Annotated in this window: 9 protein-coding genes; 7 read left to right on the forward strand and 2 right to left on the reverse strand. The window is 40.3% G+C overall.

Annotated features, from left to right (window positions below; genetic code table 11):
- The first annotated feature begins 59 nt into the window (after positions 1-59).
- The 7 genes from rsgA (at position 60) to lpdA (ending at position 10,442) form a co-directional block, all read left to right on the forward strand.
- Positions 60-1,118 carry a small ribosomal subunit biogenesis GTPase RsgA gene (rsgA, locus tag DXZ23_RS15020; protein WP_017807275.1) on the forward strand — a complete coding sequence of 353 codons (1,059 nt, stop codon included), beginning with the start codon at positions 60-62 and terminating at the stop codon, positions 1,116-1,118.
- A gap of 222 nt (positions 1,119-1,340) precedes the next feature.
- On the forward strand, positions 1,341-1,598 hold the full coding sequence (gene ptsH, locus DXZ23_RS15025) for a phosphocarrier protein Hpr (RefSeq protein WP_017807274.1): 258 nt from the start codon (positions 1,341-1,343) through the stop codon (positions 1,596-1,598).
- A gap of 97 nt (positions 1,599-1,695) precedes the next feature.
- Positions 1,696-3,423, forward strand: a complete 1,728-nt coding sequence (gene ptsI, locus DXZ23_RS15030) for a phosphoenolpyruvate-protein phosphotransferase PtsI (protein WP_017807273.1) — start codon at positions 1,696-1,698, stop codon at positions 3,421-3,423.
- A gap of 62 nt (positions 3,424-3,485) precedes the next feature.
- On the forward strand, positions 3,486-3,986 hold the full coding sequence (gene crr / locus DXZ23_RS15035; RefSeq protein WP_017807272.1) for a PTS glucose transporter subunit IIA: 501 nt from the start codon (positions 3,486-3,488) through the stop codon (positions 3,984-3,986).
- Positions 3,987-4,310: 324 nt separating this feature from the next.
- Positions 4,311-6,974: a pyruvate dehydrogenase (acetyl-transferring), homodimeric type gene (gene aceE / locus DXZ23_RS15040; RefSeq protein WP_017807271.1), complete on the forward strand. Its 2,664-nt coding sequence runs from the start codon at positions 4,311-4,313 to the stop codon at positions 6,972-6,974.
- Positions 6,975-7,024: 50 nt separating this feature from the next.
- A complete protein-coding gene (gene aceF, locus DXZ23_RS15045; protein WP_017807270.1) occupies positions 7,025-8,932 on the forward strand; it encodes a pyruvate dehydrogenase complex dihydrolipoyllysine-residue acetyltransferase in 1,908 nt (635 codons plus the stop codon).
- 85 nt (positions 8,933-9,017) lie between these two features.
- Positions 9,018-10,442, forward strand: a complete 1,425-nt coding sequence (gene lpdA, locus DXZ23_RS15050) for a dihydrolipoyl dehydrogenase (protein ID WP_017807269.1) — start codon at positions 9,018-9,020, stop codon at positions 10,440-10,442.
- Positions 10,443-10,581: 139 nt separating this feature from the next.
- Here the strand turns inward: lpdA and tdeA are convergent, their stop codons facing one another.
- Together tdeA and DXZ23_RS15060 are read right to left on the reverse strand one after the other, a co-directional pair.
- Positions 10,582-11,949, reverse strand: a complete 1,368-nt coding sequence (gene tdeA, locus DXZ23_RS15055; protein ID WP_017807268.1) for a toxin/drug exporter TdeA — start codon at positions 11,947-11,949, stop codon at positions 10,582-10,584.
- 95 nt (positions 11,950-12,044) lie between these two features.
- Entirely contained in the window at positions 12,045-13,979 is a 1,935-nt protein-coding gene (locus tag DXZ23_RS15060) for a MacB family efflux pump subunit (protein ID WP_021724717.1), read from the reverse strand.
- Positions 13,980-13,988: the final 9 nt, after the last annotated feature.

Consider the following 13,988-nt stretch of genomic DNA (forward strand, 5'->3'; position numbering starts at 1 on the left):
AATTTGTGTTAATTTTGAATATTTTAACTGAAAACTAACCGCACTTTAAGGATTTATCGTTGAACAAACAGAAATTAACCCACAATCAACAGCGTCGAATTAAATCAAATAATGTGAGAGCCTTGCAACGCCATAAACTCAAAATGAAAAAAGAAATTGAATGGCAAGATGAGATGCTTGGTCCAACACAAGAGGGAACGGTCGTTACGCGTTATTCTGTCCACGCCGATGTGGAAGACGAGCAAGGACAAATTTATCGTTGTAATTTACGCCGTACGCTATCTAATTTAGTCGTGGGCGATAAGGTCATTTGGCGAAAAGGTAATGAGCAATTACAAGGGGTTAGCGGAGTGATTGAAGCTATTCATCCGCGTAAAAATGAAATTACTCGTCCTGATTATTACGATGGTTTGAAAGTGATTGCGGCGAATATTGACCGAATTATTATTGTGTCAGCGGTTGTGCCAGAGCTTTCGTTGAACATTATTGATCGCTATTTGGTGGTTTGTGAAAATGCCAATATTCCCGCGGTGATTTTATTGAATAAAGTGGATTTATTGTCCGAAGAACAGCGTCAGCAGGTTGAAACGCAGTTGAAAATTTATCAAGACATTGGCTATCAAACGATGATGATTTCTGCCAAAACGGGAAAACATATGCAGGATCTGACCACACTTTTATCGTCGGGAACCTCTATTTTTGTTGGGCAGTCTGGGGTTGGGAAATCCAGTTTGATTAACGCGATTTTGCCTGAAGTGAATGCACAAGTGGGCGAGGTGAGCGAGCTGTCGGGGCTAGGCAAACATACAACCACGTCATCACGGCTTTATCATTTGCCACAAGGTGGAGATTTAATTGATTCACCTGGTATTCGTGAATTTGGTTTGTGGCATTTAAATGCGGAGCAAATTACGAAAGGTTATCGTGAGTTTCAATACTTTTTAGGGACTTGCAAATTTAGAGATTGTAAACATTTAAACGATCCTGGATGTGCTTTGAAAGAAGCTGTTGAAAAGGGCAAAATTCATCCAATTCGCTTTAATAATTATCATAATTTAATTGAAAGCTTGTCTAATATTAAAGGAAATAGGCACTTCGTTATTCAAGATAATGGTTAAATAAAGGTTAATGATCGCATAAAAAAACGTCGTCTTGGGCTATTTTTTGTGATTTAGTTCAAATTTTATGTTGATTAGGGTTGATTATTCTCTCGTTAAGTTTAATACTACGTCGAGATTTATTTTGAATAATGAAATAAATACAAAAATTAAGCAATATTGTAATGTGTTTAATTTTAAAATGACACTTATATAAAAACAATTTATCAAGAGGATTTTACTATGTACTCAAAAGATGTTGAAATTACTGCTCCAAATGGTCTACATACTCGTCCAGCGGCACAGTTTGTAAAAGAGGCAAAAGCATTTGCTTCAGATATTACAGTAACTTCTGGTGGAAAAAGTGCAAGTGCGAAAAGCCTTTTCAAATTACAAACTCTAGGTTTAACTCAAGGTACAGTGATCACAATTTCTGCTGAAGGTGAAGATGAGCAAAAAGCAGTAGATCACCTAGTTGCGTTGATTCCTACATTAGAATAATTTGAATTTAGCCACAGATATTTGCTGATATAGCCTATTTGTGGCTATTCTTTTATTTAATGTACTTCGTATTTATTTTTTAGTTCGGAAGGTTATTATGATTTCAGGTATTCCAGCGTCCCCCGGTATCGTATTTGGTAAAGCTCTTGTTTTAAAAGAGGAAAAAATTGTTCTTGATACCCAAAAAATTCAAGATGATCAAATTGAAGCGGAAGTTGAACGTTTCTATGCTGGTAGAAATGCCGCAGTAGAGCAACTTACTGCGATTAAAGATCGGGCTTATGCTTCGTTAGGTGAAGAAAAAGCAGCAATCTTTGAAGGTCATCTAATGATTTTAGAAGATGAAGAGTTGGAAGAGGAAATCATTGATTATCTTCGTTCAAATAAAGTGAATGCAGGCGTTGCGGCGAGTACCATTATTGCTCAACAAGTGGCAATGCTATCAGAAATTGATGATGAATACCTAAAAGAACGTGCGGGAGATATTCAAGATATTGGGAATCGTTTGATAAAAAATATTTTAGGTATGAAGATCGTTGATCTTGGTGAGATTAATGAAGAAGCAATTTTAGTTGCCTATGATTTAACGCCTTCAGAAACTGCACAGCTAAATCTTGATAAAGTATTAGGTTTTATTACTGATATTGGTGGACGCACTTCACATACTTCCATTATGGCTCGTTCTTTAGAGCTTCCTGCAATTGTTGGAACGAATACGGTTACCCAACAAGTCAATACGGGAGATTTCTTAATTCTTGATGCAGTGAATAATCAGGTCTATATCAATCCAACACAGGAAGAAATTGATCGTTTAAGAAAACTAGAGCAACAATTGAAAGAGGAAAAAGAAGAGTTATCGAAATTAAAAGATTTACCAGCCTTAACATTAGATGGGCACCGTGTCGATGTGGTGGCGAATATTGGGACAATCCGAGATATAGATGGTGCAGAGCGTAATGGTGCCGAAGGGGTAGGACTATATCGTACCGAATTTCTCTTTATGGATCGTGATCAGCTTCCGACAGAAGAAGAACAATTTATTGCTTATAAAGAAGTAGTTGAAGCGATGAATGGCCGCTTAGTGGTATTAAGAACAATGGATATTGGTGGCGATAAAGAGTTACCTTACTTAAATCTTCCAAAAGAAATGAATCCATTCTTAGGTTGGCGTGCAATTCGTATTGCATTAGATCGTAAAGAAATTTTACACGCTCAATTAAGAGCGGTATTAAGAGCATCGGCTTTCGGTAAATTGGCTGTAATGTTCCCAATGATTATTTCTGTGGAAGAAATTCGAGCATTAAAAGCAGAAATTGCTTTATTGAAAGAACAATTACGCAATGAAGGAAAAGCGTTTGATGAAAATATTCAAATTGGTGTAATGGTAGAAACGCCATCAGCCGCAGTGAATGCGAAATTCTTGGCGAAAGAAGTGGACTTCTTTAGTATTGGTACAAATGACTTAACCCAATATACTTTAGCGGTAGATCGTGGTAATGAATTAATTTCTCACCTTTATAATCCAATGACACCATCTGTGCTTAACTTAATTAAGCAAGTAATTGATGCTTCACACGCTGAAGGGAAGTGGACAGGAATGTGTGGAGAACTTGCTGGTGATGAAAAAGCGACATTATTATTACTTGGTATGGGATTAGATGAATTTAGTATGAGTGCGATTTCTGTACCTAGAATTAAGAAATTAATTCGTAATGTAAATTATCAGGATGCAAAAGTACTGGCTGAGGCTGCTTTGGAACAACCAACAGCAGCAGATATTGAAAGATTGGTAACCGATTTTTTAGTGGAAAAAGCGTTAAACTAAATACCAATTATTCAGATTTTGGGATAGAATAGCTCAACTATCTATCTAGTAGGAGACTAAAAATGGGTTTTTTTGATAAATTATTTGGTTCAAAAAATAGTAAAACAGTTGAAGTAGAAATATATGCACCGCTTTCTGGTGAGATTGTAAATATTGAAGATGTGCCTGATGTTGTTTTCTCTGAAAAAATAGTAGGTGATGGGGTTGCAATTCGCCCGACAGGTAATAAGCTTGTGGCTCCTGTTGATGGTGTGGTAGGGAAAATCTTTGAAACAAATCACGCATTTTCAATGGAATCAGAAGATGGTGTTGAATTATTCGTACACTTCGGTATTGATACTGTTGAACTTAAAGGGGAAGGCTTTATTCGCGTTGCTGACGAAGGTCAAAAAGTAAAGCGTGGTGATACCATCATTGAGCTTGATTTAGAAGTATTAGAATCTAAAGCTAAATCAGTACTTACTCCAGTAGTGATATCAAATATGGATGAGATTAGCCATATTGAGAAGAAGACGGGGGAAGTGATTGCGGGCGAATCTATTATACTTATTCTAAAAAAATAGAAACTCTAGTACGGAAAACCCATTTATTGATATAAATGGGTTTTTTCTTATCTTACACAAATAATACTAATATTGACTATTTTATTTTTAAACAAGGAGTTATTGAGTACTTTTATTGTAATTGATCCTGATATTTCATTCCTAATTTTCCAAAATTTTTAAATTTCAACAAAACTCATATATTTTATTAATTTTGTTAATTATTTGTAAACGCCTTTTAATAGTTGTAGAATAGGTAGGTTATAAGTATTTAATTATCTATTCGTTGTTTAGCTTTCCTAAGAGACTAAACTTAACTTTAACTTGATAAATAAGGAAAAGACTATGTCAGAAATGTTAACAAATGACGTAGATCCGATCGAAACCAATGATTGGTTATTAGCGATCGACTCAGTAATTCGTGAAGAAGGTGTTGAAAGAGCACAGTTTATTATCGAGCAATTAATGCAACACGCTCGAGCTAATTCTGTTTCTTTACCAACAGGGGTAACAACGGATTATATTAATACTATCCCTACTTCAGAAGAGCCAAATTATCCAGGAAATTTAGATTTAGAACGCCGTATTCGTGGTGCGATTCGTTGGAATGCGATTATGATGGTATTACGAGCATCTAAAAAAGATTTAGAGCTTGGTGGACATATGTCTTCATTCCAATCTTCAGCAACCATTTATGAAGTTTGCTTTAACCATTTCTTTAAAGCGCGTACAGAAAAAAATGGCGGAGATTTAGTTTTCTTCCAAGGTCATATTTCTCCGGGGATTTATGCCCGTGCATTCTTAGAAGGACGTTTAACAGAAGAGCAACTTGACAACTTCCGCCAAGAAGTTCACGGCAAAGGGCTTTCTTCTTATCCGCACCCTAAACTAATGCCTGAATTCTGGCAATTCCCAACCGTATCTATGGGATTAGGTCCATTGAATGCCATTTATCAAGCACGTTTCTTAAAATACTTACATCATCGTGGCTTGAAAGACACCGCTGACCAAACCGTTTACGCTTTCTTAGGCGATGGCGAAATGGACGAAGTGGAATCTCGTGGTGGACTTGCGTTTGCAGCACGTGAGAAATTAGATAACTTAGTTTTCGTGATCAACTGTAACTTACAACGCTTAGACGGCCCTGTAACAGGTAACGGCAAAATCATTCAAGAATTAGAAGCTCAATTCAACGGCTGTGGTTGGGAAGTGATTAAAGTGATTTGGGGTCGCCGTTGGGATCGTTTATTACAACGTGATACCTCAGGCAAATTATTACAATTAATGATGGAAGTGGTTGATGGTGACTATCAAACCTTTAAATCTAAAGATGGTGCTTACGTTCGCAAACACTTCTTCGGTCGTTATCCTGAAACTGAAGCTTTAGTGGCAGAAATGACAGATGATGAAATCTGGGCATTAAACCGTGGTGGCCACGATCCATTAAAAGTTTTTGCTGCATTCAATAAAGCAAAACAAGTTAAAGATAAACCTGTCGTGTTATTAGTGAAAACCGTAAAAGGCTACGGTATGGGTGAGTCAGCCGAAGGTAAAAATATCGCACACCAAGTGAAGAAAATGGATATGTCGGGTGTTAAACACGTTCGTGACCGTTTCAATATCGCTGTGTCTGATGAAGATATTGAGAAACTGCCTTACATTAAATTTGAAGAAGGTTCTGAGGAATACAAGTATCTTCACGAACGCCGTCAAGCATTAAATGGTTATGTGCCAACTCGTTCACCACGTTTCAGCCAAGCACTTGAAGTGCCAGCATTAGAAGAGTTTGCACAACTATTTGAAGCACAATCTCGTCCGATTTCAACCACAATGGCGTTTGTGCGTTCATTAAATGTATTGCTGAAAAATAAATCTGTTGGTAAACACATTGTGCCAATTTTGGCTGATGAAGCTCGTACTTTCGGTATGGAAGGTTTATTCCGTCAAATCGGTATTTATAATCCACACGGTCAAAACTACACCCCACAAGATCGCGAGCAAGTGGCTTATTATCGTGAAGCCATTGATGGTCAAGTGTTACAAGAAGGGATCAACGAACAAGGGGCAACCGCGTCTTGGATCGCGGCGGCCACTTCATACAGCACAAACGATGTACCAATGATCCCATTCTTTGTGTACTACTCAATGTTTGGTTTCCAACGTGTAGGTGATTTAATGTGGTTAGCAGGTGATCAACGTGCACGTGGCTTTATGATTGGCGGAACTTCAGGTCGAACCACCTTAAATGGTGAAGGGTTACAACACGAAGATGGTCATAGCCACATTCAATCCGCAGTGATTCCAAATTGTATCTCTTACGATCCTGCATTCGCGTTTGAAGTGCCTGTTATTATCCAAGACGGTATTCGCCGTATGTATGGCCCAGAGCAAGAAGACGTGTATTACTACATCACCACCTTGAACGAAACCTATGACCAGCCGGCAATGCCGAAAGGGGCTGAAGAAGGTATCCGCAAAGGTATTTATAAATTTGAAACCGTAACAGGTCAAGGCAAAGGTAAGGTGCAACTATTAGGTTCTGGTGCGATTTTACGCCACGTTCGCGAAGCAGCGAAATTATTAGCCGATGACTTTGGCGTGACTTCAGATGTATATAGCGTAACTTCATTTACTGAAGTAGCGCGTGATGGTGCAGATGTAGAGCGCTGGAACTTATTACACCCTGAAGCAGAGCCAAGAACTGCATACATTGCTCAAGTGATGAATGATGCACCAGCCGTGGCTGCAACAGATTACATCAAACTTTATGCAGAGCAAGTGCGTGCATTTGTTCCAGCGCAAAGCTATCGCGTTTTAGGTACTGACGGTTTCGGTCGCTCAGATAGCCGCGAAAACTTACGCGAACACTTTGAAGTAAATGCACATTATGTTGTGGTTGCAGCCTTAGCTGAGCTAGTTAAACAAGGTATCTTTGACAAGAAAGTTGTGGCTGAAGCGATTGCAAAATATGGCATTGACGCGGATAAAATTAATCCACTTTACGCATAATTAACATCGCTCCCCTTACTTTGGTTGGGGGAGTTTTGAGGAAAAAGAAAATGGCTAAAGAAATTCAAATTCCAGATATTGGTGGCGATGAAGTAACCGTTACCGAAGTGATGGTAAAAGCTGGTGATACGGTTGAAGTTGATCAATCAGTAATTAATGTAGAAGGCGATAAAGCTTCAATGGAAGTACCTTCACCAGAAGCGGGTGTAATCAAAGAAGTGTTAGTAAAAGTTGGTGATAAAGTATCAACCGGCACGCCAATGTTTATTTTAGAAAGTGCTGATTCAGCACCAGCTTCTGCTCCAGCAGTGGAAGAAAAAGCCGCTCCAGCTTCAACGGCCCCAACGCAAAGTGCGGTTAGTTCTGTCATCGAAATTCACGTTCCGGATATTGGCGGCGATGAAGTAAATGTAACCGAAATCTTGGTAAACGTAGGCGATAGCGTTGCAGAAGAGCAATCTATTCTGAACGTAGAGGGCGATAAAGCCTCAATGGAAGTGCCAGCACCAGTTGCGGGCGTGGTAAAAGAAATTCTTATCAAAGTAGGTGATAAAGTTTCAACAGGTTCATTAGTAATGAAATTTGAAACTACTGCCGCAGCGCCAGCAGCTCAACCAGCGGCTGAAGCACCAGCAGCACCTGCTGCAGTATCTGGTGGCGTACAAGATGTTCACGTTCCAGATATTGGCGGTGATGAAGTAAACGTAACTGAAATTATGGTTGCTGTGGGTGATAGCGTTTCTGAAGAGCAATCATTAATCACTGTTGAAGGCGATAAAGCCTCAATGGAAGTCCCTGCGCCATTTGCCGGTGTAGTGAAAGAAATCTTAGTGAAATCAGGGGATAAAGTTTCAACTGGTTCATTAATTATGCGTTTTGAAGTAGCAGGTTCAGCGCCAGCTGCAGCCCCAGCTGCTCAACCATCAGCGACAGCACCTGCACAAACTCAAGCGGCTGCACCTGCTGTGTCAGCACAATCAGCGCAGCCTGCTAACCAAGCAGAAGTTACAGCAAGTGCAAGTTTTGCTCACGCACCCCCTGTGGTTCGCCGTTTAGCCCGTGAGTTTGGGGTAAACCTAGATAAAGTGAAAGGAACAGGCCGTAAAGGTCGTATCCTGAAAGAAGACGTTCAAGCCTATGTGAAAGCCGCAGTGAAAGCGGTAGAAAGTGGTTCTGTATCTGCAGCATCAACAGGTGCAGCGAATGGTGCAGGTTTAGGCTTACTCCCTTGGCCGAAAGTGGACTTCAGCAAATTCGGTGAAGTAGAACAAGTTGAATTAGGCCGTATCCAAAAAATCTCTGGTGCGAACTTACACCGTAACTGGGTAATGATTCCACACGTAACACAATGGGATAAAGCAGACATCACAGATTTAGAGCAATTCCGTAAAGAGCAAAATGTGCTTGCGGAAAAACAAAAACTTGATGTAAAAATCACCCCACTTGTATTCATTATGAAAGCGGTAGCGAAAGCCTTAGAAGCTTACCCACGCTTTAATAGCTCATTATCTGAAGATGCACAAAGCTTGATCTTGAAAAAATACATCAACATTGGCGTAGCGGTAGATACACCAAACGGTTTAGTTGTGCCTGTATTTAAAGATGTAAACAAAAAAGGTATTATCGAGCTTTCACGTGAATTAGCAGAAATCTCGAAAAAAGCGCGTGCAGGTAAATTAACTGCATCTGATATGCAAGGTGGTTGTTTCACCATTTCAAGCCTAGGCGGTATTGGTGGTACACAATTTACCCCAATTGTGAATGCGCCAGAAGTAGCCATTTTAGGTGTGTCTAAATCTGAAATGACACCAGTGTGGAACGGTAAAGAATTCACCCCACGCTTAATGTTACTATTATCGCTCTCTTACGATCACCGCGTGATTGATGGGGCAGACGGTGCAAGATTTATCACCTTCATCAATGGTGTATTAAGCGATCTTCGTCGTTTAGTAATGTAATTCCTTAGCGTTTCTCATTAATAATGGGATACGCTGTTTAGTTAAAGTGCGGTATAAAAATCGCAACAATTTAACGAGGTAAAAAATGAATAAAGAGATTAAAACACAAGTTGTTGTACTTGGTGCAGGCCCAGCAGGCTATTCTGCGGCATTCCGTTGTGCGGATTTAGGTTTAGATACGGTGATCGTTGAACGTTATTCCACCCTTGGCGGGGTGTGCTTGAACGTGGGTTGTATCCCATCTAAAGCCTTGTTGCACGTTGCCAAAGTCATTGAAGAAGCAAAATCTTTAGCAGAACACGGTATCGTGTTTGGCGAACCACAAACTGATATTGACAAAATCTGTGGTTGGAAAGAAAAAGTAATCAACCAATTAACCGGCGGCTTAGCGGGAATGGCTAAAATGCGTAAAGTGCAAGTGGTAAATGGTTACGGTAAATTCTCAGGCCCTAACACCATTATCGTTGCAGGTGATGAAGGCGAAACCACCATTCATTTTGATAATGCTATTATCGCAGCAGGTTCACGTCCAATTCAATTGCCATTTATCCCACACGAAGATCCACGCATTTGGGATTCAACAGACGCACTTAAATTAAAAGAAGTGCCGAAAAACCTATTAATTATGGGCGGTGGTATTATCGGTCTTGAAATGGGTACGGTATATCACGCACTCGGTTCTAACATTGACGTAGTAGAAATGTTTGATCAAGTGATCCCAGCAGCGGATAAAGATATTGTTCAAATCTACACAAAACGTATCGAGAAGAAATTCAACTTATTACTTGAAACCAAAGTAACCGCAGTTGAAGCGAAAGAAGACGGTATTTATGTATCAATGGAAGGCAAAGCAGCGAACGAAACACGCCGTTATGACGCTGTGTTAGTGGCGATTGGTCGTACACCAAATGGTAAATTGATCGATGCCAATGTGGCAGGCGTAGAAGTGGACGATCGTGGCTTTATCCATACAGATAAACAAATGCGTACCAACGTACCACACATCTTCGCGATTGGCGATATTGTGGGACAACCAATGCTTGCTCACAAAGGCGTACACGAAGGCCACGTTGCAGCAGAAGTTATCGCAGGACAAAAACACTATTTCGATCCGAAAGTGATCCCATCTATTGCATACACTGAGCCAGAAGTAGCTTGGGTAGGTAAAACCGAGAAAGAATGTAAAGCCGAAGGCATTAACTACGAAGTGGCGAAATTCCCTTGGGCGGCATCAGGTCGTGCGATCGCCTCTGACTGTGCAGATGGTTTAACCAAATTGATCTTCGATAAAGATACTCACCGCATTATTGGTGGTGCGATCGTAGGAACAAACGGTGGTGAATTGCTAGGTGAAATCGGCCTTGCGATTGAAATGGGTTGTGATGCAGAAGATCTTGCATTAACTATCCACGCTCACCCAACCTTACACGAATCTGTGGGCTTAGCGGCAGAAGTGTTTGAAGGTTCAATCACCGATTTACCAAATCCAAAAGCGAAAAAGAAAAAATAATTTTCTAAGTTCTTCTCAAAAGCCTTTCTGATGAAAGGCTTTTTTATGCGAAAAAGAAAGTTTTATTAATTCTAATAGTGCAGTAAAAAATTTTTGATTTTTTCACCGCACTTTTGTTTTAATCGTTACTCAATAACAATTATTTTGCAGAGTAATAGCCGCCCATTGCGCTATATACGGCGTTTTCGCTTTGAATGAGATTGTATTTTGCATTCAAAATAGAAAGCTCGGAGTTGCGTTCGGTGCTTGCGGCGTTTAACCATTCTCTTAGTTCTGCAATGCCTGCATCATAGCGGTTTTTGTAATATTGCGTGATGCGTTTGTTGTAGTTGTAGGTTTGCTGCAAGTTGGCGAAGTTTTGACGCACTTGGTTGTAAGCAAAATAGTTGGTATCAATATCATTTAAGGCTTTGGTGATGCTTTGTTCAAAGTTGACAAGTGCAAGATCATAAGCCGATTCTGAAATTTTTACGTTCCATTTCACGGTGTTCCAGCTCAAGAATGGCAAGCTAATTCCTACCGTTCCGCCAGCGATAGGGGTGTTGAATGCGTTGTCAATTTTATTGCCGCTACCTAAACTTCCGCCCAAGGTAATGGTTGGGAACCAGCTTTTTTGCATTGCTTTGGCATCTTTGAAAGCGCTGTTTAAGCGATATTGATAGCCTTTCACGTCTGGACGGTTGGCAATGGCAGAAAGAGGCACATTAAGGTTTACCCCCACATTTTTCACTTTAAGAATATGCGGATAGTTCACTTTTAATGGATCACTTGGTTTTAAATTCAATAAGTTACGCAAGGTGGCTTCTGCCGTTTTCTTTTGCGTTTGGTAATTGATTAAGCTGTTACGCGCTGTTAAAACCGCTTGTTGTGCTTGATCGGAGCTTGCGCGATCTGCCACGCCTTGGCGGAATTTATTTTGCATAATGCGGTTAATTTCGGAATAGTAGTTGATAGTTTTATTCACGGTATTAATCGCATCATTTAAGTAACCAAGTTGATAGTAGGTTAAGATTACGGAGTTGATTAATGAAATGCGCGCTGCTTCAAGATCTTGCTCGCTTGCCGCGTGTCGCCATTCGGCAGCAGAAGAGGCATCAGCCAAACGACGCCACAAATCCAGAGTATAGCTGACATTTAATGAGCCGCCGTGGCTGATAGTGGAGTTTCCACCTGTGTTAATATTTTTGCTAGCTGAGGAAGAAAGCGAGCCACTGAAACTTGGCACTAAATTCGCACCGATTAAATTCGCATTATAAAGTGCGGTATTGACGGCGATCGCGGCTTTAGCTAAATCTTTATTGTTTTCAAGGGCTTGTTGAACTAGCTGGTTAAGTTGTGGATCGTGATATAATGTCCACCAATTTTCTTGAATATTGTATTGCTTGGTTAATTCTTCATATTGTTGAAAATCTTGCTGTGAGGTTTTGTAGGAATCATCAAGATTTGCACAGCCAGCAAGTAATACGGAAAAGCCAATGGCAAGAGAGAGTTTTGAGCGTTTTAACATCATTTTATCCTTTCATTAAAAAAGCTATGGAAGAAAAGTGCGGTGTTATTTTGACACAGTTTTTCTTTCATAAGGGTTGAAATTCTATCAAAAAATTATTCCTGAGCTAAAGCAATAATTGGATTTAATTGCGAAGCATTTTGGGCTGGCATATAACCAAAAATTACGCCAATTAAGCTTGAGCAGAGCAGGGCGGCGACAATGGAAAAGGTGGAAAAAATCATTGTGAAGTCTTGCACAAAGAGATTAAACACCGTTCCGATTAAGAGTGATAACAGGACGCCCGTACTGCCGCCGATTAAGCAAATTAGCACCTCCTCAATTAAAAATTGTTGCAAAATATTGAATTGTCTTGCCCCGATCGCCATTCGCACGCCAATTTCTTTAGTGCGTTCTGTACCTGAAACTAACATAATATTCATTACGCCAATGCCGCCCACTACAAGAGAAATCAACGCGATAGAGGAAATCAGCAATTTCATTGTATTAGTAGTGCTTTCAATGGTTTGCTTGATCGTATCCGTATTCATCACAAAAAAATCTTTTTTGCCGTGGCGTACGGTAAGCAAATTGGTTAAATCTTTTTCCGCCACTTTGGAATTAATTTCATCGCGAATTTTTACCGTAATAGAGCTAATTTTCTGGTTGCCTGAAATTTTATTCATCGCGGTGGTGTAGGGAATGTAAATATTCAAGCTGGAGCTGTTCATTCCAAAATTATTACTCTTTGCAACGCCAATGACACGCAGCGGTTTTTTGTTCATCATTAAAATTTTGCCGAGCGGGTTTTGATGATTGAACACATCTTTTAAGGTATTTTCATCAATCACTGCCACTTGTTCGCTGGTTTTCACTTCATCGGCAGTAAAAAAACGCCCTTGTGCGAGAGCCAGTCCTTTCACGTTAAAAAACTGTTCACCAACGCCCCGCACTTGTGCGGAAAAACTTTGGCTACCATAAGTTAGCGTGCCACTGACGGAACTATTGGGCGTAACGCTATCAATATAGCTTTGTTTGGCTAAAATATTGGCATCGCTCACGGTGAGATTTTGATTTTTCGCCGCTCGCTGATCGCCAAAGCCCGTACCGTTGTAAATGTCCATCGTATTTGTACCAATGGCATTGATATTGCTAAGAATTTTTTGTTGCGAACCATTTCCCAATGCCACTACGCAAACCACAGAAGTGATGCCGATGATAATGCCGAGCATTGTCAGCAAGGAGCGTAATTTATGTGCCACAATGGCATTAATGGACATTTTGAAAGATTCGACAAATTGATCGCGATAAAACTGCAAGGGTTTTTTACGAGATTGCACGCTAACGGCTTGCTTTTCGCTAATTTGCTCGGCTTTACGGCGATCTTCAATAATTTCTCCGTCTTTAATTTCAATGATGCGATTGGCGAAATTTGCCACATTTTTGTCGTGGGTAACGAGAATAATGGTATGCCCCTCGCTATGTAGCTGGGTGAGAATTTCCATTACCGTTTCGCCACTTTTGCTATCCAACGCCCCTGTGGGTTCATCGGCAAGAATGATTTCCCCGCCATTCATCAAAGCACGAGCAATACTCACGCGTTGTTGTTGCCCGCCTGAAAGTTGGTTTGGTTTATTTTCTAAGCGATCGCCCAGCCCCAATTTTTCCAACAGGCTTTTTGCTCTGGCAAGGAGGGTAGGCTGATCAATGCCCGCATAAATGGCAGGCAAGGCGACATTTTCCACTGCACTGAGGGTGGAAAGCAGGTTATAGCGTTGAAAAATAAAGCCAAATTTTTTCTGGCGTAAATTAGAAAGGGCGTCGCGATCAAGCTGGCTGACTTCTTGCCCTGCGATTTGATAAGAACCCGAGGTTGCCGTATCTAAACAACCAATAATATTCATTAGGGTAGATTTGCCCGAGCCTGACTGCCCAATAATGGCGATAAAATCCCCTTTTTGAATGTTGAGATTAATATTTTTCAGCACCTGTGTGCGGTTTTCGCCCTCGCCGAAAAACTTATTGATGTGCGTTAATTCAATAATATTCATAAAAAACCA

The organism is Avibacterium paragallinarum (genome assembly GCF_900450705.1).
Lineage (GTDB): Bacteria > Pseudomonadota > Gammaproteobacteria > Enterobacterales > Pasteurellaceae > Avibacterium > Avibacterium paragallinarum.